Source organism: Solibacillus sp. FSL R7-0668 (genome assembly GCF_038006205.1).
Taxonomy (GTDB): domain Bacteria; phylum Bacillota; class Bacilli; order Bacillales_A; family Planococcaceae; genus Solibacillus.
The window spans coordinates 3,238,787-3,264,676 of record NZ_JBBOUU010000001.1 but is presented as its reverse complement, the minus strand read 5'-3'; the positions used below and the strand labels follow the sequence as shown (position 1 = coordinate 3,264,676).

At 38.8% G+C, this 25,890-nt stretch carries 24 protein-coding genes; 22 read left to right on the top strand and 2 right to left on the bottom strand.

Going from position 1 to position 25,890, the window contains the following annotated elements:
* Positions 1-105: 105 nt before the first annotated feature.
* The 8 genes from hemH to MKX47_RS16225 all read left to right on the top strand — a co-directional run bounded on the left by hemH (position 106) and on the right by MKX47_RS16225 (position 9,107).
* On the top strand, positions 106-1,038 hold the full coding sequence (gene hemH, locus MKX47_RS16260) for a ferrochelatase (RefSeq protein WP_340776281.1): 933 nt from the start codon (positions 106-108) through the stop codon (positions 1,036-1,038).
* Positions 1,039-1,055: 17 nt separating this feature from the next.
* A complete protein-coding gene (gene hemG / locus MKX47_RS16255; protein ID WP_340776278.1) occupies positions 1,056-2,477 on the top strand; it encodes a protoporphyrinogen oxidase in 1,422 nt (473 codons plus the stop codon).
* A 158-nt stretch (positions 2,478-2,635) separates the two neighbouring features.
* Complete coding sequence (locus MKX47_RS16250; protein ID WP_340776275.1) at positions 2,636-3,592, top strand: YncE family protein; 957 nt, start codon at positions 2,636-2,638, stop codon at positions 3,590-3,592.
* On the top strand, positions 3,592-4,290 hold the full coding sequence (locus tag MKX47_RS16245; protein ID WP_340776273.1) for a response regulator transcription factor: 699 nt from the start codon (positions 3,592-3,594) through the stop codon (positions 4,288-4,290). The genes MKX47_RS16250 and MKX47_RS16245 overlap by 1 nt, the downstream gene beginning before the upstream one ends.
* The gene (locus MKX47_RS16240) at positions 4,287-5,678 is read left to right on the top strand and encodes a sensor histidine kinase (RefSeq protein WP_340776271.1); all 1,392 of its coding nucleotides are present in this window, start codon (positions 4,287-4,289) and stop codon (positions 5,676-5,678) included. The genes MKX47_RS16245 and MKX47_RS16240 overlap by 4 nt, the downstream gene beginning before the upstream one ends.
* Positions 5,675-6,166: a FixH family protein gene (locus tag MKX47_RS16235; RefSeq protein WP_340776269.1), complete on the top strand. Its 492-nt coding sequence runs from the start codon at positions 5,675-5,677 to the stop codon at positions 6,164-6,166. Before MKX47_RS16240 ends, MKX47_RS16235 begins: the two co-directional genes overlap by 4 nt.
* A gap of 88 nt (positions 6,167-6,254) precedes the next feature.
* Positions 6,255-6,830 carry a TetR/AcrR family transcriptional regulator gene (locus MKX47_RS16230; RefSeq protein ID WP_340776266.1) on the top strand — a complete coding sequence of 192 codons (576 nt, stop codon included), beginning with the start codon at positions 6,255-6,257 and terminating at the stop codon, positions 6,828-6,830.
* A gap of 90 nt (positions 6,831-6,920) precedes the next feature.
* Positions 6,921-9,107, top strand: a complete 2,187-nt coding sequence (locus tag MKX47_RS16225) for a YhgE/Pip domain-containing protein (protein WP_340776264.1) — start codon at positions 6,921-6,923, stop codon at positions 9,105-9,107.
* Positions 9,108-9,464: 357 nt separating this feature from the next.
* On the opposite strand, the gene yhfH is transcribed toward MKX47_RS16225, so the two are convergent.
* On the bottom strand, positions 9,465-9,590 hold the full coding sequence (gene yhfH, locus MKX47_RS16220; RefSeq protein WP_340776260.1) for a protein YhfH: 126 nt from the start codon (positions 9,588-9,590) through the stop codon (positions 9,465-9,467).
* 139 nt (positions 9,591-9,729) lie between these two features.
* Here yhfH and MKX47_RS16215 point away from each other — a divergent pair, with 139 nt between their 5' ends.
* The 9 genes from MKX47_RS16215 to MKX47_RS16175 all read left to right on the top strand — a co-directional run bounded on the left by MKX47_RS16215 (position 9,730) and on the right by MKX47_RS16175 (position 20,274).
* Complete coding sequence (locus MKX47_RS16215) at positions 9,730-10,722, top strand: lipoate--protein ligase (RefSeq protein ID WP_340776255.1); 993 nt, start codon at positions 9,730-9,732, stop codon at positions 10,720-10,722.
* 117 nt (positions 10,723-10,839) lie between these two features.
* Entirely contained in the window at positions 10,840-11,544 is a 705-nt protein-coding gene (locus MKX47_RS16210; protein ID WP_340776252.1) for a response regulator transcription factor, read from the top strand.
* A complete protein-coding gene (locus MKX47_RS16205) occupies positions 11,544-12,527 on the top strand; it encodes a sensor histidine kinase (protein WP_340776250.1) in 984 nt (327 codons plus the stop codon). Before MKX47_RS16210 ends, MKX47_RS16205 begins: the two co-directional genes overlap by 1 nt.
* A gap of 10 nt (positions 12,528-12,537) precedes the next feature.
* Complete coding sequence (locus tag MKX47_RS16200; protein WP_340776247.1) at positions 12,538-12,960, top strand: hypothetical protein; 423 nt, start codon at positions 12,538-12,540, stop codon at positions 12,958-12,960.
* 16 nt (positions 12,961-12,976) lie between these two features.
* The gene (locus MKX47_RS16195) at positions 12,977-13,750 is read left to right on the top strand and encodes an ABC transporter ATP-binding protein (protein WP_340776245.1); all 774 of its coding nucleotides are present in this window, start codon (positions 12,977-12,979) and stop codon (positions 13,748-13,750) included.
* Positions 13,722-15,656, top strand: a complete 1,935-nt coding sequence (locus MKX47_RS16190) for an ABC transporter permease (protein ID WP_340776242.1) — start codon at positions 13,722-13,724, stop codon at positions 15,654-15,656. The genes MKX47_RS16195 and MKX47_RS16190 overlap by 29 nt, the downstream gene beginning before the upstream one ends.
* A 137-nt stretch (positions 15,657-15,793) precedes the next feature.
* Positions 15,794-17,344, top strand: coding sequence for a fatty acid--CoA ligase family protein (locus tag MKX47_RS16185; protein ID WP_340776239.1), 1,551 nt, complete (start codon positions 15,794-15,796; stop codon positions 17,342-17,344).
* Positions 17,345-17,449: 105 nt separating this feature from the next.
* On the top strand, positions 17,450-19,423 hold the full coding sequence (locus tag MKX47_RS16180; protein ID WP_340776236.1) for a S9 family peptidase: 1,974 nt from the start codon (positions 17,450-17,452) through the stop codon (positions 19,421-19,423).
* Positions 19,424-19,635: 212 nt separating this feature from the next.
* Positions 19,636-20,274 carry a DedA family protein gene (locus MKX47_RS16175; RefSeq protein ID WP_340776233.1) on the top strand — a complete coding sequence of 213 codons (639 nt, stop codon included), beginning with the start codon at positions 19,636-19,638 and terminating at the stop codon, positions 20,272-20,274.
* A 93-nt stretch (positions 20,275-20,367) separates the two neighbouring features.
* Here the strand turns inward: MKX47_RS16175 and MKX47_RS16170 are convergent, their stop codons facing one another.
* The gene (locus MKX47_RS16170; RefSeq protein ID WP_340776230.1) at positions 20,368-21,144 is read right to left on the bottom strand and encodes an enoyl-CoA hydratase-related protein; all 777 of its coding nucleotides are present in this window, start codon (positions 21,142-21,144) and stop codon (positions 20,368-20,370) included.
* Between the two features lie 97 nt (positions 21,145-21,241).
* Between MKX47_RS16170 and MKX47_RS16165 the strand changes: the two genes are divergently transcribed.
* The 5 genes from MKX47_RS16165 (at position 21,242) to lgt (ending at position 25,852) form a co-directional block, all read left to right on the top strand.
* Positions 21,242-22,483 carry an EAL and HDOD domain-containing protein gene (locus MKX47_RS16165; RefSeq protein WP_340776227.1) on the top strand — a complete coding sequence of 414 codons (1,242 nt, stop codon included), beginning with the start codon at positions 21,242-21,244 and terminating at the stop codon, positions 22,481-22,483.
* A 148-nt stretch (positions 22,484-22,631) separates the two neighbouring features.
* Positions 22,632-23,495 (top strand): YitT family protein, encoded by an 864-nt coding sequence (locus MKX47_RS16160; protein ID WP_340776224.1) that lies wholly within the window; start codon positions 22,632-22,634, stop codon positions 23,493-23,495.
* Positions 23,496-23,547: 52 nt separating this feature from the next.
* Entirely contained in the window at positions 23,548-23,865 is a 318-nt protein-coding gene (cccB, locus tag MKX47_RS16155) for a cytochrome c551 (protein ID WP_340776221.1), read from the top strand.
* A 136-nt stretch (positions 23,866-24,001) separates the two neighbouring features.
* Entirely contained in the window at positions 24,002-24,940 is a 939-nt protein-coding gene (hprK, locus tag MKX47_RS16150) for an HPr(Ser) kinase/phosphatase (protein ID WP_340776218.1), read from the top strand.
* 45 nt (positions 24,941-24,985) lie between these two features.
* Entirely contained in the window at positions 24,986-25,852 is an 867-nt protein-coding gene (gene lgt / locus MKX47_RS16145; RefSeq protein WP_340776216.1) for a prolipoprotein diacylglyceryl transferase, read from the top strand.
* Positions 25,853-25,890 lie beyond the last annotated feature (38 nt).

Below are 25,890 nucleotides of genomic sequence, written 5' to 3'. Positions count from 1 at the left end.
AGGGACAGTAAATTATGCATTTAACCATCTATTAACGATTTCAAGGTAAAAATGGTTTGCTTACTGTCCCTTAATGCGGGATAAAATAATTTGAGGTGATTAAACATGAAACAAGTACGTGGTTTATTAGTCATGGCATATGGCACACCATATAAAGAAGAAGATATCGAACGTTATTACACACATATTCGTCATGGTCGCAAGCCATCACAGGAGCATATTGATGACTTAACAGAGCGTTACCGTGCAATTGGTGGGATTTCGCCACTAGCAAAAATGACAAAAGCACAGGCTGAAGCTCTTTGTGCACGCTTAAATGAAGTACAAGACGAGGTAGAATATAAATTATTTATCGGCTTAAAGCATATCGAGCCATTCGTAGAGGATGCAGTGGAAGCTATGGTAAACGAAGGAATTACGGAAGCTGTATCAATCGTACTTGCCCCACATTTCTCAACATTCTCGATTAAATCTTACAACGGTCGTGCAAAAGAAGCAGCCGAAAAATTAGGTGGCACTTTAAATATCACTTCGGTTGAAGCATGGTATGACGAGCCAAAATTCATTGAGTTCTGGAAGCAAGCAGTAAATGGAGAATTAGCGAAAATGACAGAAGAAGAGCGCAAAACTGCGTGCTTAATCGTGTCAAATCACTCATTACCTGAAAAGATTAAATTAGCAGGTGACCCATATGAAGAACAGCTAATCGAAACGGCGCGTTTAATCGAAGCGGCTTCTAATATTGAAAACGTTGAAATCGGCTGGCAATCAGCTGGTAAAACACCAGAGCCATGGTTAGGGCCAGACGTACAAGATTTAACAAAAGAATTATTTGAACAAAAAGGCTATAAATCATTCATTTATACACCTGTTGGCTTCGTAACAGAACACTTAGAGGTGCTTTATGATAATGATATTGAATGTAAAGTAGTCTGTGATGAAATTGGCGCTAACTATTATCGACCAACAATGCCAAATACGCATCCGTTATTTATTGATGCAATGGTCGATGCAATTGCAAAAAAATTAGCGAAATAATATAGAGAGTGATGATGATGGTGACCTTAAAAAGGAGAAAGATTGTAATCGTTGGCGGTGGAATTACGGGCTTAACGACGGCATACTATTTACAGCAAAAATCGATGACGTACAATATACCACTTGAGATTGTGTTAATTGAATCGTCTTTACGTTTAGGTGGAAAAATTCACACTGTTCGTAAAAATGGCTACATTATTGAGCGTGGCCCTGAATCGTTTTTTGATACACGTAATAGTGTACATAGTTTAGCGCGTGATTTAAAAATCGAACATAAAATTATACAAAATAATAACGGTCGAACATTTATCGCAATCGGCAACAAACTTCACCAAATCCCAAGTAATTTATTGCTAGGAGGGTCACCTAAAATCCTGTCTATGTTGACTTCGAATTTTCTTTCTTTAAGTGGTAAAATTCGTGCAGCGGGTGATTTGCTTTTACCAAAACTACCACATGAGGCGGACGAACCAATTAGTGATTTTTTCCGCCGTCGCTTTGGTAAGGAATTGGTCGAAAACCTTGTTGAACCTGTATTAGCAGGTACGTATGCTGGTGATGTCGATCATGTTAGTATGCAATCTATGTTCCCGCAGTTTTACCAGTTAGAGAAAGATTACGGAAGTCTATTAATCGGAATGAAAAAGACAGGCCGAGGCATTTATGCATTATTCGATGCACCTGGTGAAATCCATTATGAATCATTCGATGGTGGTTTAGAAACGATGGTGGAGTCTTTGGAGGCTGCACTAACAAATGTTACAATATTAAAAGGTCTAAAAGTGGATACAATTGAAAATAGCGCAGATTCCACACAGCAGCTCTTTTTAAATGATGGGACGTCCATTCAAGCAGATCAAGTCGTGGTGACGACACCTTTTAATGTTGCCAAAAAAATATTCCGAGATTCAGAAACACTTCAAAGCATGGAGACAATGAATTATGCAACGATAGCAACCGTGACACTCGCTTTTGATAAAGAAGTAATGCAAAAGTATAACGATGCTATCAATTTCTTTGTGTCTCGTAATAGTGATTTTGCGATTACAACATGCACCTGGAGCGATCGTAAATTTGACCATGTAGCACCTGAAGGACATGAGCTACTACGTGTCTATATTGGACGTGTCGGGGATGAATCGATTGTAGAATTATCGGATAGTGAAATCGAAAAAATTGTGCTGCAGGATTTAAAAAAGGCAATTGGCTTAAATGAGAGGCCCTCATTAATGGTAGTCGCGCGCTGGAAAGAAGCGATGCCACAATATACCATTGGTCATGCAGAGCGTGTGCAGCTATTGAAAGCACAATTTTACAAGGAATTTCCCAATGTCTATTTGACGGGCAGCTCCTATGAAGGCATTAGTATTCCAGATTGTGTAACACAAGGAATGGAAACGGCCGAGCAAATTATCTCACAACTTTCACAAGCAAATTGAGAGATGTACCTTGCCATTCAAATAGAAAGAAAAAGCTGGATTAAAAGCATGTACTTTTAACCTAGCTTTTTTTGTATACAAATTTCACAAAATTATCCTTTTCATTTCATGCAAATTTCACAAATATTTAGTAGGCTTGAAAGTGAGGTGTGTACGCCATGAAATTGATAAAAGCGCTATTATTAGTAGGCTGCCTGCTCGCTTTAGCTGGATGTAATGACGAGGCCTTTGATGCAATTGATGAGCAGCAAAGCTTTTTAGCCTCCATGAATATTTTAGAGCCAACCATTACATTTTATGATGAAGGCTATGAGCTACTAGCAACCTGGCATTTAGAAAAGGCTTATACCGGTGCAATATTAGTTGGAACAAATGCTATATTACTATATGGTCACCAACTAGATGAAGCCGAACTCTATGAGCTTTCAACAGGGAAGCAAATCGCGAAGTTGAAAACAGGTATTGGTACGACTAATGCACTTTATGATGAACAAGCACAGACCATTTATATAACCAATAGCAAGACTAATGAATTAACAAGCTATTCCGTCATCGGCGAAGTACAGCAAAGCATCAAGCTAGGCAATTATCCGATGTCGATGGCGTTACATGAAAAGCTACTCTATGTAGTGAACTATAAAGATACAGTCCTTTCTGTTATTGATACAACAACCTTTCAAGCAATCGATGAATGGAAGATTGCAAGCTCTGCTCAAGGTGTGCTCGTAGTAGAACAGACAAACGAGCTTTGGCTTGGTGGACACGGACAAGGAAGTAAGCCAAATGAGATGGTGCAAATAATGGATTTGACGACAGGCGAACTGAAAAGTGAAGTTGCAGTACCAATGATGCCGGTCACATTAATCCAGCAGGACCAAGAAATCGTTATTGCGAGTCACGGCTCAAATACGATTTATAGTATGTCATTAGATGGAAAGATACATTGGCAGCAAGAGGTTGCAGCGAACCCGTTTACAGTCGCTTATTTTAATGATCAATTAGTGGTAGCGGGCTATGATGATCAAACACTGTATGTGATGGAACAAGCACAAATTATAAGAAAAATCGCTACCGGAAAAGGTGCATTTCAGTTATTCGTAAGGGAGAGACCTTAATGACGACAATCTTAATTGTAGATGATGAAATCGATATGCGTCAGCTCATTGATTTAGTATTAGTAAACTCAGGCTTCCAAACGATTCACGCTGAAAATGGGGCAGAGGCTTATCAAATAATTAGTCGACAGGCCATTGACTTAGTGTTATTAGATGTCATGATGCCAGGTGAAGATGGCTTTGAGGTGTGTCAAGCCATCCATGCCATGACGATGGACAAGGTGCCTATTATCTTTTTAACGGCGCGGGATGCGAAGGACGATAAAGTAAAGGGACTGATGATTGGTGGCGATGACTATATTGTAAAGCCCTTTACGGCAGAGGAATTAGTTGCACGGATTTATGCGGTGTTGCGCCGCTCAGGTGGACTCATTCAAGAGCCGGAAGTTCAGATTATCCAGCATGGGGTCATTAAATTAGATGAAATTTCGCGTAAAGTTTTTATCGAGGATGAATTGATTATGTTGACTTTAAAGGAGTTTGAACTGCTCTATTTATTTATGAAGCATCCAAATAATGTCTATTCACGCGAACAGCTGCTGGAGCATATTTGGGATTTGAATTATTCTGGTGGCACGCGCACAGTCGATACACATATTAAAACATTACGTATTAAATTAGGAAAAAAATCAAAGGAAGCAAGCGACTATATTCAAACGGTATGGGGTGTAGGCTATCGCTTTGAAAAGGTCTTATGAAAAAGCTTTCATCGAAAATTTGGTTGCTCATCGTGTTATTTTTAAGTGCTACCGTAGTATTTATGTATATATTTACAAACTTTTTATATGAGCAGCTCTATGTAGAAGATACAAAGACTACCATGATTGAAGTAGGGGAAAAGCTGCAAACCAAATACACAGGTGGCAAAGTAACGGATGAGCTGATCGCTGAAATTGATGCGTATGCGGCTTATTCCAATCTCGAAATTTTTGCGGTACGTAACCCACGTGAGCTTAGTGCCTGTGTTCCGTTTGATATTGATTATGATGCCTTAATTGGGGTCGATGAACGTCAGCAGCTGCTGCAGGGTAAGGCCGTTACGAAAATAGGCTATGAGGAACGTTTTGAGCGTCAAATCATTTCTGTTATTTTACCATTTACCGATCAAAATCGTTTAGAGGGTATTATTTATGTGTATTACCCACTTGCTAAAATTTCTGAGCTTGCTCAGCAAGAAGTCATTTTACTTGTAACGGGTGCTGTAATGTTTTTATTAGTGGCGGCATTTTTTGTTTATTATGGTATGGGCAAAATTTTGCAGCCACTTGCGAAATTGCAGCGAGCGGTAGGCAAAATGACAAAGGGACATTATGAAACGAGAGTGGAAGTGACATCCAAAGATGAAATCGGAAGCCTGTCAGCTGCATTTAACCAGATGGCAGCAGCAATTCAACGAGAGGATGAAGCACAAAAATCCTTTTTAGCTACCGTATCGCATGAACTACGTACACCAATTAGCTATGTCAAAGGCTATAGTGAAGCCATTCAAAATGGACTAGTGGATGCGCAGCAAAAGGAAGAGGCCGTTCAAATTATTGCAAAAGAAGCTGCGCGTATGGAACGTTTAACGAATGAGTTCATGCAGCTCGCACGAAAAGACGAAATGACGGTGAGTGAATATGATCCGCTTGTCTTGGCGGAAAGCTTACGTGATGCGATTTGCTTAGTAAGCCAGCAAGCGATGAACAAGCAGATTCAAATCAAGCAAAATTTTGATGAAGAATTGATTGTCATAGGTGATGAACAAAAGCTAAAGCAGGTATGGATTAATGTTATCGAAAATGCAATTCGTTATTCACATGAGCATGCACAAATTATCATGACAACGTCTCAATTAGACAAAGAGGCAGTCATTACAATACAGGATTTTGGAATTGGTATCCCCGAGGAAGATGTACCTCATGTAACGGAGCGCTTTTATCGTGTGAATAAGGCACGTAGTCGAATGGATGGAGGCAGTGGATTAGGGCTGTCAATCGTAGAACAAATCATTCAACAGCATAACGGATCGTTAAAAATTGAAAGCAAAGTTGAACAAGGGACAAATGTAATGATAACACTACCATTAATGGAGGAATCAGGATGAAAAAATGGATGTATAGTATGGTTGCAGTACCGTTTTTATTATTTGGCTGTGGAGATGAACAACAACTTCAAACAGATGCCAATACCGAGGCACCGGCAATTGTTGAGGTGGATATTCAAACAGCCGAATTAGTATCCGCTGGTGAACCAATTCAATTAGCAGCCCGCATTACACAAAATGGAGAGGCCGTAGATGATGCGGATGAAGTAAAATTCGAAGTATGGGAATCCGGCCTACGTGACCAAGGAGAAATGCTATTTGGGGAATTAACGTCAGATGGTTTATACGCGGTGGACTATACATTCGATTATGACGGGGTTTACTATATGTATGCTCATACTACAGCGCGAGGAATGCATGTCATGCCAAAGCAAAAGCTTGTTGTAGGGAAACCGGATATGAGCAAGGTGTTAGAAGATACAAGCTCCGATACAATGGAGGATTCAGAGCATAAAGACGAAGAAAAAGAAGAAGATCATAATCATTAATAGTTGCAAAATGAAATGAGCGGTGTATAATAATGACCAGATGACCAAAGTGGTTTTCTGGTCACTTTTGTTTAGAGGAGGTGGATTTATGGATCGTCGATATGAAATTTTACATGCAGCTACAAAATCGTTTTCATTATTTGGTTATAAAGCAACGACGATAGAGCAGGTGGCAAAAATCGCTAATGTCGGTAAAGGAACGATTTATACGTTTTTTTCAAATAAGGAAGAACTATTTCAAGAGGTGGTCTTTCATTTAATTAATGAAATGAAGCATGAAACCGATCAACTCATCGATACGAATGCGAGCTTTATTCAAAATGCGCATACAGCCTTAATGAAAATGCTTCAATTCCGTGAGCGGCATATGCTATTTGCCAAATTGATTGAAGAAGAAAAAGCACTTCGTACACCAGAAGTACAGCAAATGCTTTTAAAAATCGAGGCAGAGATTATTTCATATGTGTCCATGCGTATTCGAAATGGGATTGCAAAAGATGAAATCATTGATTGTAATGCAGAGCATGTAGCCTATTTATTGTTTAAATCGTATTTAGCGTTTATTGTAGATTGGCAGTTGACACATCATGAGCCACTTAACGAACAAGAGATTTTGGCCTTATTTAGTGAAACCATTTTTCGTGGTTTAGCAAAGAAAAAGTAGCATTCACTTCCATGTGAGGTGGGTTTCTTTTTACAGTGAAATGACCGAGTGACGTTTATGGTCAATTAGTTTTAACAAGGAGGAAATAGTGTGATAAAAGCAGAATGGCTGAAAATTTTCAAAACGAGAAAAATGCTGATTTCTGTAATTGCGGTACTTTTCGTGCCTGTCATGTATAGTGGTATGTTTTTATGGGCGTTTTGGGATCCATACGCAAATTTAGATAGCATGCCCGTAGCAATTGTCAATGAAGACAAAGGGACTACCATGGACGGGGAATCGATGGAGCTTGGTCAAACCTTAGTGGATAAGCTCGTTGAAAGTAAGCAATTTCAATTTGAAGAAATCGATGCAGCAGATGCCAATCAACAATTATTAAATCAAAAATATTATATTTTAATTAAAATCCCAGAAAATTTTTCTGAGCATGTGACAACATTATTGGACGATCAGCCACAAAAATTAGTGATTGATTATATCCCGAATGAGGGCTTCAACTTTTTAAGTGCGCAAATTGGTGAAACAGCGATGGATCGCATTAAAGCAGAAGTTAATAAACAAGTGTCTACTACCTATGCTGAAAAATTATTTGATTCGATTACCCAGCTTGGTGATGGTTTTGTGGAAGCAGCGGATGGCGCTGGAAAATTAGATGAAGGTGCCAAAAAATTAGCAGACGGTGCCGATGAATTGAAAGGCTATTTAGAGCAATTAGCTTCAAGCTCAGTTGAATTATCAGCTGGTACAGATACATTAGCAGAGGGTGCAAAAACAGCTGCAACAGGGGCGAGTGAATTAGCAACAGGTGTAGCCAAAATTGCAGATGGCAGTAAACAATTATCAGACGGAGCACAAACAGCCGCAGAAGGTGCAAATAGCTTACAGCAAGGTATTGAAAGCTACACAAATGGGGTTGCTCAAGTCGCAAATGGTCAAACAGAATTAACAGCTGGTCAGGCAAATTTAACGGAAAATTTAGCGTTATTAACACAAGGTACAGCAGGTATTGATGACAAGGTAAAAGCATTAGCCGATGGATCAGCCAATGTATCTGCGGGCATGGAGCAACTAGCAGCACAGCTAGAAGCGATTATTCCGATGCTACCAGAAGAAAAGCAAGCAGCGTTAACAACAGCATTGGCGCAATTACAAGAAGGCACGAAACAAGTAAGCGGTGGTTTAAGTCAATTACATGTTGGAACAAATGGCTTAGACGATAAAATCGCTGCGATTAGCGCGGGTGCTGAAAAATTAAATGCGGGTCAACAGCAAGTAAGTGAAGGGGTAGGTCAATTACAGCAAAATTCAGCCCAGCTTACAGATGGTGCCGCTTCCCTTGCAGCAGGTAACGCTACAATTGCGGATAAGCTACTTGAATTAAGCACAGGTGCAGCAAGTGCTGAAGCAGGAGCACAATCATTAGCACAAGGGTTAAATACTTTAGTAGAGGGCTCTAACAAATTAAATGACGGCACAAGCTTACTGGCAGAAAAATCTGGTGAGTTAGCGCAAGGCTCTACTACATTAGTCGAAGGTACCAAAGAGCTAACAGATGGTACAACGACATTAACCGATAAATTGACAGAAGCTAGTGAAAAAGCAGACGTACATCCAACTGAAGATACGTACGATATGGTCGGTGCACCAGTGGAAGTTGAAAAAGAATCTGTCAACCACGTACCAAACTATGGTACAGGTTTTGCACCATACTTTATTTCATTAGGGTTATTTGTCGGGGCATTATTAATTTCCATTGTCTTCCCACTTGTGGAACCAGCGATTATTCCAAAAACAGGAGCAAGTTGGTTTATTAGTAAAGTATCTGTATTAATGGGTGTTGGTATTGTACAATCCTTATTAACAGTAGCGATTGTCGTGTGGGGATTAGGACTTGAAGTAGGGAACATGCCACAGTTTATTTTCACAACGATTTTAACAAGCTTTACATTCCTTGCAATTGTTCAAATGCTTGTGTCATTATTCGGTGACCCTGGCCGCTTTATCGCCATTATTGTGTTAATTCTTCAATTAACAACAAGTGCAGGTACATTCCCAATCGAATTAGTACCAGAACAATTACAATTCTTTAATAAAATTTTACCGATGACATTCTCTGTTCAAGGCTTCAAGGCAGCTATTTCAACAGGTGATACAACATTCTTAATGTTCAATTGGTCATTACTAGCTACAGTGATGCTGTTATGTTTAGTCGTTACATTCGGTTATTTCGCATTAGTACACAAAAAACGCTATTCAAAACATCATACAGAAGCATAAGGATAAGGTGAACCTTTAGCTCGGTGGGGTTATGACCGAGCATTAGCATCACCAATCGGGCTTTTAGGGACAGTGGTATCTTCTTACTGTCCCTTAATGCGGGATAAAGTGAATCTTTGCTCGGTGGGGTTTGACCGAGCATTAGCATCACCAATCGGGCTTTTAGGGACAGTGGTATCTTCTTACTGTCCCTTAATGCGGGATAAAAAATAAGTGCATGGCATTTGGTCCATGCGCTTTTTTATGCAGAAAAAAGCCATAAGCTTTGAGCGAGCTTATGGCTTGAAGTAAGCGTTATAGGTTCATCTTGGTCTAAGATGAAGGTATTTTAAGTCTAGTTAAACAGTGAATAAAGAATTAAAGTGAGTTGCATTTATCACAATTGTTGCTGTAGCATTCGCTTTGTTCTTCAATTTTGTCACCGCATGATACGCAAACTTTATCTGGTAAATTTTTGAAAAATTCCACTACGTTTTCTAACATTGTGTGTGCCTCCTTTAAGTTTCTGTTATATTACTTCTGTTTATATTTTATAGTGTATTATAACAGTTGCAATTCGTCAACACAAAACGTGAAATTTAAGTTAAAATAATTATGGACAATTTGTGAAGGAGTGATCGGCTTGTATTTTATCGACAATAAAGGAATTACAGATCCACGAATTAACTTAGCAATCGAAGAATATGTACTAAAAAACATGGATATCGAAAAGGATGACTTTTTACTGTTCTACATCAATCAGCCTTCAATTATCATTGGCAAAAACCAAAACACGATTGAGGAAATTAACACAGACTACGTAGAAGCCAATAATGTTTTAGTCGTTCGTCGTCTTTCAGGTGGTGGCGCGGTATACCATGATCTCAACAACTTAAACTTCAGCTTCTTAACGAAGGATGACGGCAACAGCTTTAGTAACTACAAAAAATTCACACAGCCAGTTGTAGATGCGCTTGCAAAATTAGGTGTAAACTCTGAATTATCAGGTCGTAATGATATTTTAGCAGAAGGCAAAAAAGTGTCTGGTAATGCGCAATACTCTACTCGTGGACGCATGTTTAGCCACGGGACATTAATGTTTGATTTAGATATTGATGCGGTAGTGAATTCCTTAAAAGTAAAGCAGGACAAAATCGAATCAAAAGGGATTAAATCGGTTCGCTCGCGTGTTGCAAATATTATTGATTTCTTGCCAGAAAAAATTACGGTCGAGGAGTTCCGTATGGAGATTTTAAAATCGATCTTTGGTGGAGAAGAAAATATTCAATATTATGAATTAACGGAAGAGGATTGGACAAACATCCATGAAATTTCAAAAAATCGTTATCAACTTTGGGAGTGGAATTACGGGAAATCACCACGATTCAACATTCAAAAAACAAAGCGCTTCCCATCAGGCAGCATTGATATTCGTCTTGAAGTGAATAAAGGGATTATTGAAGACGTAACGATTTTCGGTGATTTCTTCGGCGTTGGTGATGTGGAGGAAGTAGCACAGCGTTTAATCGGTACAAAGTATGACCGTACGGCAATCGCAGAAGTGTTAAAAGACATGGATATTCCAACATACTTCGGCGGTATTACAGAAGAGGATTTCTTACAGCTAATTTATTAATTCAAAATGTCAAATCATTAAAACAGGGTGCTGGTATTTTCTAGTGCTCTGTTTTTTTGTTACAATAGATAGAAGGAACTGAATAGATTTTTTTGGAAAATAAAGGAGGCATAGGTGATGGAAAAGCATCGAATTTTTATTGTTGAAGATGATCCGAAAATCGCCTCATTATTGGCAGATACACTACGAAAGTATCAATATGATGTGGAAACTGTTTCTGACTTTGAAACATTAGTTGAACAATGCATGGCGTTTGCACCTCATATGATTTTGTTAGATATAAATTTACCATTATACGACGGCTATTATTGGTGTCGTAAATTACGCTCCTATACAAAATGTCCAATTATTTTTATTTCGGCACGTTCAGGAGAAATGGACCAAATCTTTGCGCTTGAAAATGGTGGCGATGATTTTATTACGAAGCCGTTTAACTATGAAATTGTACTCGCAAAAATTCGCAGTCATCTACGTCGTACATATGGTGAATATTCAGCACGTCAAGAAGAGCGCACCGTTGCTCAAGGACAGCTGACACTTTATTTAGAACGTATGGATTTACAGTTGAAGGAGTTAATTGTACCGCTACAAAAAAAGGAATGCATCATCCTTGGCTTGTTAATGGGACAGGCACCAAAAGTAGTGTCGCGTGATCAACTGCTAGAAGAACTATGGGATGATCAGGCATTTGTGGATGAAAATACATTGAATGTCAATATGACACGCGTGCGCAAAAAGCTAGCGGATTATGGCATCCAATCAAGCATTGAAACTGTGCGTGGTGCTGGATATCGCTTCGTGTTAAGCGCGGAGGAAATGTAATGGCTGTGAAGTTATTTTTAAAAGAGCATATTTCCTATATTTTGTTTCAAGTGGCATTAACAGCTTTTTTACTGGCATTATTTTGGCTTGAGGGCTTACGAAATATCAATACGGCTATTTATGCAATTGCCATTAGTGTGCTATTAATTACATCGTTTTTAGTGGTGCGCTATATGCTACGTAGACGCTATTTATCCAAGATTTTGGAGCTACCGACAACGATGGAAGATGCGCTACATAAAAATGCCAAAACGACGGAGTATGCGATTACAGAGCAGTATTTATCAGAGCTCTATAAAATCTACCAACACGAAGTACAAACCTTATACGCCATTCAATCAAGGCAGTATAAATTTATGAATCAATGGGTCCATCAAATGAAAACCCCTGTATCCATTTTGGAGCTACTATTACAGCAGGAGGAAGAACTAGACAAAAAGAGCGTGCAAGAGGAAGTCGAGCGATTAAAGCGCGGGCTCGAAATGGTGCTTATGCATGCGAGGCTCGAAAATTTTTCGGATGATATGCAAATTGTGCAAATCCCTTTAAAATCAGCCGTGATGACAGCAGTCAATGACAATAAGCGATTATTTATCGCGAATCGTGTATTTCCTGAAGTGGATGTGGACGAGGCGATTGTCGTGATGAGTGATTTGAAATGGCTGCGCTTTTTTTTAGAGCAATTCATCACAAATGCTGTGAAATATACATTTGAGCCCAATAAAAAAATCTATATTTCGGCTAAAAAAATAGAACACCAAATTCACCTAATGATTCGTGATGAGGGGATAGGCATTCCAAAGGCCGACATCTCACGTGTAACAAAGGCTTTTTATACAGGTGAAAATGGACGCAAAACAGGAGAATCTACTGGGATGGGCTTATATATCGCCAAGGAAATTTGTGATAAGCTCGGACATCAACTCGTGATCACATCAGAAGTAGACAAAGGAACTCAAATCGAAGTAATTTTTCAATCTTAGGAGGAACACGATGATACAAATAGAAGATTGGCTATTAGCGATAGATATGGAAAATACGAAAATGGCCTTTGAATACAATAGCTACCGATGTGTGGGTGATGAGTGTCGTAATTTTGTAAAAGCATGTGAAGTGCATATGAGTCCTGTTGTACTGGAGTTTGCCGAAAAATTAGGCATTGATCTAGCGAAGCCAAGTCAACTAGAAAGTCATCATGTCAACGGTAATACAGCCATCATGTATTCAGGCAAGTATCATATTATTGGTGAAATCATTGAGGGCGAGCTGGATGCGTGGGATATTGTAGTAGATGAGCATTGCTTTTCATTAACATCTGAAATGGAAACGGTTCCTATCTTTATGATGGGTTCAATTATTGAAATTAGCTTCGAAGTTGTACTGCCTTGGGTACTGGAAGTAGAAATGAAAGTTTAAGTATGAGGGAGTAACTATGTCGATTTTACAAATACATGAAGTGACGAAAGTTTATGAGGGCAAAGTAACAAAGCGTGCACTCAATCAGCTAAGCTTTGAAGTGGAAAAGGGTGAATTTGTTGCAATCATGGGACCCTCAGGTAGTGGAAAAACAACACTGATGAACGTGGTGTCGATGATTGATGTTCCTACTTCAGGCGATGTTATTTTTGATGGAATGAAGCCACAAAAATTTACGAGTGAGGAGCTGGCTTATTTTCGCCGTAGACAGCTAGGATTTGTCTTTCAAGAATTCAACCTATTGCCGACGCTAACGGTAGAAGAAAACATTATTTTGCCGTTAACGCTGGATGAACAGCCAATTGCCGTGATGGAGGAACGATTAGCTTATTTAAGTGACAAGCTCGATTTAACGCAAATTCTTGATAAGCGTCCCGATGAAATATCAGGTGGGCAGGCGCAGCGAACAGCGATTGCACGTGCACTGATTCATGAACCGATGCTCGTGCTAGCGGATGAGCCTACGGGAAATTTAGATTCGAATGCATCACGTGAAGTGTTAGAGCTCCTTGGTAAAATGAATAAAGAAAACAAAACGACGATATTAATGGTCACGCATGATCCGATTGCTGCTAGCTATTGTGACCGTGTCATTTTCATTAAAGATGGTGAATTTTTCAATGAAATCTATACAGATGACCGTCGTCAAACGTTTTTTCAACGCATTTTAAATGTACTAAGCTTATTAGGGGGACATGTCGGTGACTTTTCTTCAATTCGCTTACCGTAACGTTTTCCGTAACTTCCGTAATTATGCAGCGTTTTTTATGGCCAGTTTTTTTAGTGTGTTTGTATTTTTTATTTACTCGATGCTTATGTTTCACCCTGAAATTGAAAGTGGATTTTTAGGAGAAGTATCGATTGCGGGCATGATTTTTGCAGAAATCATTCTCGTGTTATTTTCATGGTTTTTTATTTATTATTCGTTGCGAGCCTTTTTAGAAGCGCGGACGAAGGAATTTGCAATATTACTACAGCTCGGCATGGATCGTCATCAGCTTGGAAAGTTAATTTTCATTGAAACGATGACAATCGGGCTGTTTTCCTGTTTATCGGGCATTGTATTTGGTTTTGCCTTTTCAAAGTTTTTCTTTATGATCGTACGCGAAATTTTGAATTTATCGGCATTGCCTTTGTACATTTCTTGGGAGCCTTTTGTGCTTACCTTTTTTGTATATGTAAGCGCATTCGTGGTAATTTCAACGATTAGTATGATGTTTATTCCAGATTTGAGGATTCGCGATTTGATTCGGGGGCAGCAATCGATTGAAATTAACCAAACGTATTCAAAGCGCAATGGCATATTAGGGATTGTACTCATTGTCGTTGGTTATAGCTTGGCGCTGTTAACTACAAAATCATCTCTATTTTCCTACACCTTACTGATTCCGTTTTTTGTGACGTTTGGTACGTATTATTTCTTTTCGGATACGACCTTGCTTATTATTGACCTGATTAAGCGACGCAAGCATGTGTACTGGAAGCGCTCGCATATGTTATCGATTGCTGATCAAGTACAAGTACTACGTGTTAATTCGCGCATGTTTTTTATTGTAACGCTTGTTTCGACCTTGGCATTTTTGACGGTAGGTGTGCTGTCAGCGATGTCATCCTACACATCACAATATGACAAAATCAATCCCATTGGCATTATTTATAAAGGGGAAATTGATAATCCTTATGAAGTCGAGCATGTGCTTTCGGTAATAGAAGATTTAGAAACCAATGGTATTAGCTATCATATGACGCGCTTTTCAGTTGTGCGTCAAACGTCTACTTTTACATCAAATCCAGTAGAGGTTTTTCGAGAAACAGACATTAATCATTTGTTGTTTTCATATAAATACCCGCTAGTAAATTTAAAAAGTGGCGAGGCGATGTTCATTCCGTATTCGGAAGACTCCATAAAAGAGCTGCGCGAAACGGTTGTTCATACAACGCTAAAGGAAAATGATGTAAAGTTAACGATTAATAGCGTCTACCCAAAAATGTTTTTCCCGTCAGCGATGATTAGTAGCAATTCCATTATTATTAGTGACGAAGATTTTGAAAAGCTAGCAAATCGATTCGAACGCGCGCCAGATGTTGAGCCTGGTTACCATTTGTTTACGTTTGATATACCGAACTGGACAGAAACCAAATTGGTAGGATTAGGTATTCAGCAAATGGTGGCAAGGGAATATGTGTTGAATGAGAAGTACTCCTTGCCATTTTATTTTGAAAATGCAGGGTTAAATTATTCTTATATATTAGCTACCTATGCATTATTGACACTTGTTGGCATTTTGGTCGTTGCAGTATTTTTACTGGCTTCAGGTAGTTTTGTGTATTTTAAAATTTATGCCAACCTAGATCGAGAGAAAAATCAATTTAATACATTAAAGCGAATTGGGTTAACAGATAAAGAAATGAAGCGACTGGTCACTCGAAATTTAGTCATTCAATTTTTCTTGCCATGGGGATTAGCCCTTGTGCATAGCGCATTCGCATTTTATGTCGTACAAATGGTATTAAATGATGTCATGGATTTATCGATTGTAAAAGAAGTTGTATTTTCATTTACATGCTTTACAATCATTCAAATCGTCTATTTCTTCTTGATTCGCTGGCGTTATATTTCGCATATCAAAGGATGATTTTGAACTGAAAATATGTTTTTAATAACAAAATTTATGCATGAAATAGAAATTCTTATTGTTTTATTAATATACTTATTCTATACTTTCATTAAAGTGAATATTCTTTCATTTTATGTGAAAAGGGGATGGGTGTATTGAATTTAGTTGAAAAAGTAAGACAACAAGCTTTCGAACAACCTGAAAAAACGGCGTTTCACTTTTTAGGAAAGGGTACTTCTTATGGCGAGCTGGAGCAAACGATTGCCCGCTTTGCTGGAGCCTTAGAAGATTTAGGTGTACAAAAGGGAGATCATATCGCTCTTTTACTCGGCAATACACCACATTTTATCATTAGTTTGTACGCGTCCATGCGTATTGGGGCAGTCGCAATTCCGATTAACCCGATATACACAGCAGACGAAATTTCGTACATTATCCAAAATGGTGATGTAAAGGCTGTAATCGCATTAGACATGCTATTACCACTTGTGGAAGCAGGGGTGCAAAGATTCCCACAGGTGAAAAATTACATCGTATGCGAAACGACACCAGATATTGGTGAGAAATTTGCGACATTGTCGGATGCAGTAAAAGCAAAAACAAAATTATTTACACAAGTATTAGCAGGCGCAACACGTTCAGTGGACCCAGTGGAAGTGTCACCAGATGATACGGCGGTTATTTTGTATACATCTGGTACAACTGGTCATCCAAAGGGAGCCATGCTAACACATCAAAATCTGTATTCCAATGCACGAGATATTGGTGATTATTTAAAAATGACGCATGAGGACCGCGTAATCGCAACTTTACCAGTATTCCACGTATTTGCATTAACGGTCGTAGTGAATGCACCGTTAACGCGCGGAGCTACAATTTTATTAGCGCCACGCTTTAGTCCGGGCGAAATTTTCGCGTTAGCAGATGCTTATCAAGCAACGATATTTGCAGGTGTACCGACGATGTTTAACTTCTTATATCAATACGAAGCGGGCGATGTAAGTGCATTCTCTACATTGCGACTGGCGATTTCTGGTGGTTCATCTTTACCGGTATCATTGCTACATAACTTTGAAAATAAGTTTAATGTGCGAATTTCAGAAGGTTATGGTTTATCAGAGGCTTCACCTGTTACTTGCTTCAATCCAATTGACCGTGAACGTAAATCGGGTTCGATCGGACAATCCATTGTCAATGTTGAAAACAAAGTCGTTGATGAAAATGGAGAAGAAGTTGCGATAGGTGAAGTTGGCGAATTAATCGTACGTGGACCAAATGTCATGAAGGGCTATTACAAAATGCCAGAAGAAACAGCTATTACGATTCGCAATGGCTGGTTATATACAGGAGATTTAGCACGAAAGGATGAAGAGGGTTATTTCTTTATCGTGGATCGCAAAAAGGATTTAATCATTGTTGGGGGCTATAATGTATACCCTCGTGAAGTAGAAGAGGTATTATATTCACACAATGGAATTGTAGAAGCAGCTGTTGTCGGCTTCCCAGATCCAAACTTTGGTGAGGCTGTGCATGCTTTCGTCGTTTTAAAGGACCCATCCATCACAGTGGAAAATATTCAAGAATACTGCTCAAAACATATTGTAAAATATAAAGTGCCTACAGTGATTGAAATTATTGACGAGTTACCAAAAAATACGACAGGTAAAATTTTACGTCGTTCACTAAAAGAAACGACAAAAGCCTAATATAATGACACTTACTGCTGTACTTAGTGGTAAGTGTTATTTATTTTTTGGCGAAAAACTGGTAAACTATGTATTACGAAATTCGAAATAATAACGAGGTGCCCTATGACAAACTTTATAACAAAAGAGAGCTTATTTGAATTACAGTCGATTACGAATCCGGTACTAGCGCCAAATGAGCAGGAAGCATTATTTATTCGAACACAGATGAACGAAAAAGAAAATAACTATAACGCTCATTTATTCCATATTGAGCTTGCATCAGGCAACATAACACAATGGACATTTGGTAATGAACGAGTTTCAAATGCTGCTTGGTCTCCAAATGGGGAGCGCGTAGCATTTTTAGTGAAGCGTGGAGAAAAGCAACAACTTTATGTATTAAATCGTCGCGGAGGCGAAGCGCAAGAAATGACGACATTACCAAATGGAGTGAACTCATTTTTATGGAGCCCTTGTGGTGAAAAGATTTGGCTGACTACTTCCGTCAAAGAAGGGCTAGCGATTACAGAGGAGGAAGAAGAGGAAGATAAAAAATTCCCGAAAGCATATGTAGTCGACAAAATGAAGTATAAAGCAGATAGCGTGGGGCTATTACCTCAAAAGCGTTATGCGCAAATTGCCGTTGTTGCATTGGACACAAAAGAGATTACTGCCTTTACAGATACACCTTATTCACATAGCTTACAAGGCATTTCGCATGATGGCAAAACATTAGTAGTAGCGGTAAACCGAGCTGATAATACTGATGATGTATTCCGTACACCGCTTTATTTAGTAAATGTGGACACGAAAGAAGAAACCGTGTTAATCGATGAAGATGGTTATTATGGAGATGCTGCCTTTTCATTTGATGAACGCTATATTGCATTTGGTGGATCAGACCAAACATTTAAAAACGCAACACATGGTCATATTTATATTTATGACACACAATCTAAAACAACCCAGAAGCTAACGGAAATGTTTGATGTGCCTGTAGGGGATTATGCAGTAGGGGATACACAACAAGCTGCATCTGCACCAACTGTCATGTGGACAGAAAACAATGATTTGTATTTCCAAGTATCAACAGTAGGCGATGTCCGCTTGTATTATGCAACGCTTGAAGGCGCCATTTATCCGGCATCTCCTGAAAATGAGCATGTCTACGGCTATGCCATTTTTAAAAATGGCAATCGCGCATTAATGACCGTATCCAATCCAACATTCCCTGGAGAGCTTTTTGACTTTGATATTACAACAGGTGAGCGCAAACAATTAACAACATTTAATGCCGAATTTTTGGCAAGCACAACCCTTTCAACACCAGAGGCAATCATATATACAACAAAAGATGGCCTAACGGTGCATGGATGGATCATGAAGCCGACAAATTATATTGTGGGTGAAAAGTATCCACTAATCGTGGAAGTTCATGGTGGGCCACATACACTTTATGCCAACACTTTCTTCCACGAAATGCAGCTATTAGCAGCGCAAGGCTATGGCGTACTATATGTAAATCCACGAGGCAGTCATGGTTATTCACAGGAATTTGTAGATGCTGTGCGCGGGGATTATGGTGGCGGAGACTATGAAGATATTATGGCAGGATTAGACTATGCATTAGCCAACTATGATTGGATTGATGAAGCACGTGTTGGGTTAACAGGTGGGAGCTACGGTGGCTTTATGACGAACTGGGCGGTAGGGCATACAAATCGCTTTAAAGCAGCAGTGACACAGCGTTCTATTTCAAACTGGATTAGCTTTAATGGCGTATCCGATATTGGCTATTACTTCACAGAATGGCAAATGCTTGCCGATATGAATAATGTCGAAAAGCTATGGCACCATTCACCGTTAAAGTATGCAGCAAATGTAGAAACACCGTTATTAATCTTGCATAGTGAACGGGATTTCCGCTGTCCAATCGAGCAAGCAGAGCAATTTTATATTACATTAAAACGTATGGGCAAAGAAGTAGGCTTTGTCCGCTTCCCAGAAAGTGATCATAATCTATCTCGTACAGGAATTCCAAGCCTAAGAGTAGAACGATTAGCTCAAATTACAGGTTGGTTTAAAAAATATTTATAACTCAATTCGAAGGCATCCATCTAAGGAGGATGCCTTTTCAATTTGGTCATAATGGCGCTGGAATATTACAGTTTTGTAAATTTGATTAATGAACGAAGGGGTATGGCAACAAATTAATGTACAATACGTCTTTACAAAGACGTAATAATCAGCCATCACTTTCATAGTATGGTAAAATAAAAAAATAATTTAGTGGAAAAGAGAGAAAAACGATGTCAGTCATTTATGGGTTAATTGATTTTATTTTACACATTGACGACCATCTTGTTGAAATTATTCAACAGTTTGGAAATTGGTCGTACGGGATTTTATTTGGGATTGTCTTCGTTGAAACTGGTGTAGTGATTATGCCATTTTTACCGGGGGATTCGCTGTTATTTGCTAGTGGTACGCTGGCCGCATTAGGTGCATTTAATTTGTATACATTATTGATTGTCTTCTTCATAGCGGCTGTTCTTGGGGATACGGTTAATTACCATATTGGACATAAGGTAGGGATGTCGATTCCGGAAAACAGCTTTCTCGGACGTGTAATTAACCGTGAGCGTTTAGAAATCGCACAGCGCTTCTTTAATAAGCATGGTGGGAAAACGATTGTTATTGCACGATTCATGCCATTTATCCGTACATTCATTCCGTTTGTTGCCGGTGCTAGTCGCATGAATTATCGTTATTTCCTTGTTTATAACGTTGTTGGTGCGTTTTTATGGGTAATGAGTTGTACGCTACTTGGGTACTTCTTCGGAAATATTCCAATTATTAAAGACAACTTCTCGGTTGTACTGATTTTAATTATTGTGATTTCAGTATTGCCAGCAATTATTGGGGCAGTAAAAGCGCGTAAAAAATAAAGGAAGGGGCATTGCTTATTTATTGAAGCAATGCCCTTTTGTGATACAATAATATGCTGTAACTTATTCATAAAAAAATCTAAAAAGGCAAGTTTACCTTCCCTTAAATTGGGGAGGTCTTTTTTCTGCAAATGCGTTAAGTGCTTCAATGCGATCTTCTGTAGGAATCGTCAGTTCATAAGCTTTACGCTCGATTTGTAAGCCCGTTTGAATATCAGTTTTCATGCCCTGCTTTACAGCGAATTTTGCCTGTTGAATGGCAATCGGTGCATTTTTTAAGATGGTCATTGCAAATGCTCCCGTCAGTTCATGGAGCTGTTCTTTAGGTGCAATTTTTGTGACAACGCCATATTGTAGTGCTTCTGCTGCTGTCAAACGTTTGGCTGTTAAGATTAATTCGAGTGCCTTTGCCTCGCCGATGAGTCGCGGTAAACGTTGAGTACCTCCAGCGCCTGGGATTATGCCGAGACTTGTTTCAGTTAAGCCAAGTGTAATGGAATCTGCGGCAATCCGGAAGTCACAGGCAAGCGCAAGTTCAAGACCTCCACCAAATGCATAGCCATTCAACACACAGATGGTTGGCTGCGGTAATTGCTCGATGAGTGAAAACACCTCACCAAAGCGATTTAAATTTCGTTTAACAAGTGCATCGGGCAATGTTTTGCGTTCCTTTAAATCCGCACCAACTGAAAATGCTTTGTCACCGGCGCCAGTAATAATGACAAGTCGAATATCTGGGTGGATTTGAATCGATTCCATTACTTTACGCAATTGCTCGAGCATTTCAAAATTAAAGGCATTTAACATATCAGGACGATCTAATGTAACATAGGCGATAAAATCTTTTTGTTCGTATTTTACAGTATTCACATATACAACCTCCTATATTTTGTTAACCTATTTTATAGTACAATGGAAAAAAAGAAAAATATAATGAATCTATTCAGAATTGAGGAGGGGAATAAAAATGGAAGTTTTCATCGGTAGACAACCAATATTTAATAGAGATGAAGAAATTGTCGCGTATGAGCTATTATATCGAAATAATGGTGTTAATAAATTTCCCCAAATTGATTCAGATAAGGCAACGATAGAAGTGTTGATCAATTCATTTTTAACAATTGGTATTAAAGAGGTATCGAATGGTTATCCGTCTTTTATTAATTTCACGGAAAATTTAATTATGCAGGAGGAGCTTGAATTATTAAGTCCGAACAAAGTGGTGATTGAACTTTTAGAGGATATCCCGATTACGCCTGTATTAGTTAATCGGTTGAAGGAAATTAAGAGCAAGGGATTTAAAATCGCGTTAGATGATTTTATCCTGGATGAAAAGGTGCAAATCTATGATGATTTATTTAAGTTAGTAGACTATATTAAAATCGATTTTATCAAGTCCTCCGAACAAGAGAGAGCGATTGTAGAAAATAAAGTAAAGGGTCAATACCCTCATATTCAATTGCTAGCTGAAAAAGTAGAGACACGTAGGGAATATGAACAGGCAAAGCATTTAGGCTATTCCTTGTTCCAAGGCTATTTCTTTCAGCAACCGCAAATTATTAAAGGGACAGATATACCGGCAAATCTATTGCAATATTTCCAAATTATTTCGTTGTTACGCGAGGATGAAATGGATATTGATAGAATCGTAGAAAATATTGAGCAAGAAATCTCGTTAACTTATCGTCTGTTAAAGCTAATTAATCATACATCGAAGCGTTCAAAATTAAAGGTTCGTTCGATAAAGCAGGCCATATTATTACTCGGATTAACAGAGCTCCGAAAATGGATTTACTTATTAGCGATGCGCGAATCCGATCTTCAGCAAAATGGTGAGGTATTCAATGAATTGATGTATGCGTCGCTATTTAGAGCAAAAGTATGCGAAAAATGCGCACGCTTAAATTACCAAGCGAATTATTCAGAGTATTTTTTAGTAGGATTATTTTCTTTAATCGATGCATTATTAAATCGTCCTATCAACACGATTTTGGCGCAACTCCCTTTAGCAGAAACAATTTTAGAAACCATTAGCGGTGCCGATACAGAGATGACGCCGTATTTACAATTTAGCATTGCGGTAAGCAAATTAGATTGGGTAGAAATCGAACCGTTAGCACAGCAGTTAAACATACCGATAGATGACATACTCCCCATGTATGAAGAAGTCAGTGCTTGGGTGAAAGAGACAATCAATATAAATAAGTAACAAACAAGGGTGTCCAGGCGTTTTCTGGGCACTCTTTTAATTGTTTCATTATAAGTTTGTCTTCCTTTTTCTTCACTATGATGAAGTTCTCTTTTGTATGGGGATTTGCTATAATTCAATGGAATTTAGAAAAGAAGTGAGGATTTACATGGGAAATACAGCTTATCAATCACATAGCTCGGTAAAAAACGTGATACAGGAATATATATTTGTAATTGCCGGTGCAGCTGTCATTGCACTGGGTTTTAATGTTTTTTTATTCCCAAACCAAGTCGCCTCTGGTGGTGTGAGTGGGATTAGTACAATTTTACACGGTATGTTCGGTTGGAATGCAGGTATTGTGCAATATGCATTTAATATTCCACTATTTATCGCAGGTGTTTTAGTGCTTGGAAAGAAATTTGGTGTGAAGTCTTTAGTCGGGACGTTGGCATTACCGCTGTTTGTTATTTTAACGGAGGATTGGGAGGCTTGGACGCTCAATCCGTTATTGGGCGCCATCTTTGGTGGCATCGTTGTTGGGTTTGGCATTGGTTTAGTGTTTAAGGGCAATGCCTCTACTGGTGGTACGGATTTATTGGCTCAAATCATTACGAAATATACCGGATTAACACTTGGAACGAGCGTGCTGTTAATTGACGGAATAATTGCGGTGAGTGCGGCGCTTGTTTTTGATTTAGAAAAGGGATTATATGCACTGATCGGCCTTTATGTGACAACGAAAACAATCGATATTGTTCAGCTGGGCTTTAGTCAATCTAAAATGGTCTACATTATTACGCAAAGGGAAGAGGAAGTGCGTGATGCGATTTATAAAAATGTCAATCGTGGCGTGACAAAGCTGTCTGCGATTGGTGGCTATACAGGTGAAAATCGTCCAGTATTGATGGTTGTTGTCTATCAAACAGAGTTCACAAAGCTGAAACAAGTGTTGAAAGATGTTGACCCACAAGCGTTTGTTATCGTTTCAGATGCCTATGAGGTATTAGGAGAAGGTTTCAAACGAGCTTAAATTTGGTATACTAGATAACGAAAAGAAAAATTCATTTTTGGAGGGGTACAGAATGAAGAAAAGTTTACTTTCTACAATTGTATTAGGCTCTGCACTATTTTTAGCAGCATGTGGTGGCGGTGATTCTGAATCATCTAACGGAGAAACAGCAGAATTAGATGGTAAAAAAGTTGTTCAACAATCTTGCGCAACTTGCCATGGTGGTCAATTACAAGGTGGCAGTGCACCAGCATTAGATAAAATAGGTGCAAAATACTCACAAGAAGAAATTTTAGACATCATTGTAAATGGTAAGGGCGGTATGCCTCCTGGTATCGTAAAAGATGAAAAAGCAGAAGCAGCTGCTGAATATTTAGCAGGATTAAAATAAGTTACTTATTAAACGATGGGGCGAATAAGCCTCATCGTTTTTATTTTCAATTAAATGAGTTCATATTATATAGCAATTGGTGGTTACATGGTAAAATACAGTGGAGATGGGTTGAAGATAGGAGCGTACTAAATTTATGATTCAAGTAATCACAAAAGATGTTATGGAAAAATTTCAGCTAGAATTAGTAAGTGGCGAAATTGGAATAGGCCGCTATATTACGACGAGTGATATTTCACGTCCAGGGCTAGAGATGGCGGGTTATTTTACACATTATCCGGCAAATCGTGTGCAGCTGTTAGGGAAAACCGAGCTCTCGTTTTTTGAAATGCTGCCGAAAGAAGAAAAAATAAGCCGCATGAAGCAGCTATGCTCTGAGCAAACCCCAGCTATTATTATATCTCGTGGGCTGGAAGTGCCACAGGAGCTCATCGATGCTTCCAATGAAAATCATGTACCTGTGTTAATTACAACTTTAACAACGACTCGTTTTTCAAGCCGATTAACGAACTTTTTAGAAAGTAAGCTAGCACCGACAACAGCGATACATGGCGTACTTGTAGATGTTTATGGCATTGGTGTACTAATTATGGGGAAAAGCGGTGTAGGGAAAAGTGAAACGGCGCTTGAGCTTGTGAAAAAAGGGCATCGTCTTGTCGCAGATGATAGTGTGGAAATTCGCCAAGAAGGAGAGAATATGTTAATCGGTAGTCCGCCACCGTTATTGGAACATCTACTTGAAATTCGTGGAATCGGTATCATTGATATTATGACGTTATTCGGCGCAAGTGCTGTGCGTCCATATAAACGCATTACATTAATTGTTGAACTAGAAAATTGGAATCCAGATAAGTTTTACGATCGTCTTGGATTAGATGAAGAAAAAATGAAGATTATTGATACCGATGTGACAAAGCTAACGGTTCCCGTACAGCCGGGACGAAATGTATCAGTAATTATTGAAGTAGCTGCGATGAATTATCGCCTGAAAAAAATGGGCGTGAATGCAGCAGAGGAATTTTCACGGCGGTTAGACGATATGTTAGTCGCTGGCGATGAAATGGATGATTTTTAACCATATAAACCAACGTGAAAATACTGTAGTTGAAGGGAGAATATTATGTCATCAGTTGTTTTAACGATTAACCCCGTCGCCTTTCATTTAGGACCAATCCCGGTGAACTGGTATGGAATTTTAATTGGATTAGGGATTGTACTGGCGTATTTTATCGCACAGCGTGAATCGGTACGCCATGGCTATGATTCAGAGTATATTGCCGATTTATTACTTTGGGCAGTGCCAATTTCGATTGTCTGTGCGCGCATCTATTATGTTACGATGAAATGGGATTATTATGGTCAGAATCCAGAACGCATCATTCAAATTTGGAATGGTGGGATTGCCATTCATGGTGCATTAATTGGGGCGTTTATTACCGCTTATATTTTTACGAAAAAACGAAAAACAAGCTTCTTACATTTGGCAGATATCGCGGCACCAAGTATTTTAGTAGGGCAAATTATTGGACGCTGGGGGAACTTCGTCAATCAAGAAGCATATGGTGGACCAGTTAGCCGTAGTTTTTTAGAAAACTTATTTTTACCGAATTGGCTAATCGAGCAAATGTATATTAAGGAAGATGGTACATATGTTCATCCTACATTCTTATACGAATCCGTGTGGAATATTATTGGCTTCATTATTTTATTATTTGCTCGCAAGTGGAATTGGCGTCGTGGCGAAATGTTCTTCTTCTATTTAATGTGGTATTCGTTTGGACGCTTCTTCATCGAAGGTTTACGTACCGACAGCTTATATTTAATAGGTGACTTACGTTCAGCACAAGTTGTATCGATCATTGGCTTTGCAGTCGGTTTAATTTGCATTATTTACCGTCGTGTCAATGTGAAGCCTGCTGTGCATTATTTAGATAAAGAACAAGCTTTGACAGCATCAGCGAAGAATAAGCAAAATAAAAAGAAATAATAATGTAGACCGTTTGCAATGATTGCGAACGGTTTTTT

Excerpts from the sequence above, each read along its gene's own strand:
- hemH (WP_340776281.1), top strand. The coding sequence starts at position 106 with ATGAAACAAGTACGTGGTTTATTAGTCATGGCATATGGCACACCATAT.
- hemG (WP_340776278.1), top strand. The coding sequence starts at position 1,056 with ATGGTGACCTTAAAAAGGAGAAAGATTGTAATCGTTGGCGGTGGAATT.
- MKX47_RS16250 (WP_340776275.1), top strand. The coding sequence starts at position 2,636 with ATGAAATTGATAAAAGCGCTATTATTAGTAGGCTGCCTGCTCGCTTTA.
- MKX47_RS16245 (WP_340776273.1), top strand. The coding sequence starts at position 3,592 with ATGACGACAATCTTAATTGTAGATGATGAAATCGATATGCGTCAGCTC.
- MKX47_RS16240 (WP_340776271.1), top strand. The coding sequence starts at position 4,287 with ATGAAAAAGCTTTCATCGAAAATTTGGTTGCTCATCGTGTTATTTTTA.
- MKX47_RS16235 (WP_340776269.1), top strand. The coding sequence starts at position 5,675 with ATGAAAAAATGGATGTATAGTATGGTTGCAGTACCGTTTTTATTATTT.
- MKX47_RS16230 (WP_340776266.1), top strand. The coding sequence starts at position 6,255 with ATGGATCGTCGATATGAAATTTTACATGCAGCTACAAAATCGTTTTCA.
- yhfH (WP_340776260.1), bottom strand. The coding sequence starts at position 9,590 with ATGTTAGAAAACGTAGTGGAATTTTTCAAAAATTTACCAGATAAAGTT.
- MKX47_RS16210 (WP_340776252.1), top strand. The coding sequence starts at position 10,840 with ATGGAAAAGCATCGAATTTTTATTGTTGAAGATGATCCGAAAATCGCC.
- MKX47_RS16205 (WP_340776250.1), top strand. The coding sequence starts at position 11,544 with ATGGCTGTGAAGTTATTTTTAAAAGAGCATATTTCCTATATTTTGTTT.
- MKX47_RS16200 (WP_340776247.1), top strand. The coding sequence starts at position 12,538 with ATGATACAAATAGAAGATTGGCTATTAGCGATAGATATGGAAAATACG.
- MKX47_RS16195 (WP_340776245.1), top strand. The coding sequence starts at position 12,977 with ATGTCGATTTTACAAATACATGAAGTGACGAAAGTTTATGAGGGCAAA.
- MKX47_RS16180 (WP_340776236.1), top strand. The coding sequence starts at position 17,450 with ATGACAAACTTTATAACAAAAGAGAGCTTATTTGAATTACAGTCGATT.
- MKX47_RS16175 (WP_340776233.1), top strand. The coding sequence starts at position 19,636 with ATGTCAGTCATTTATGGGTTAATTGATTTTATTTTACACATTGACGAC.
- MKX47_RS16165 (WP_340776227.1), top strand. The coding sequence starts at position 21,242 with ATGGAAGTTTTCATCGGTAGACAACCAATATTTAATAGAGATGAAGAA.
- MKX47_RS16160 (WP_340776224.1), top strand. The coding sequence starts at position 22,632 with ATGGGAAATACAGCTTATCAATCACATAGCTCGGTAAAAAACGTGATA.
- cccB (WP_340776221.1), top strand. The coding sequence starts at position 23,548 with ATGAAGAAAAGTTTACTTTCTACAATTGTATTAGGCTCTGCACTATTT.
- hprK (WP_340776218.1), top strand. The coding sequence starts at position 24,002 with ATGATTCAAGTAATCACAAAAGATGTTATGGAAAAATTTCAGCTAGAA.
- lgt (WP_340776216.1), top strand. The coding sequence starts at position 24,986 with ATGTCATCAGTTGTTTTAACGATTAACCCCGTCGCCTTTCATTTAGGA.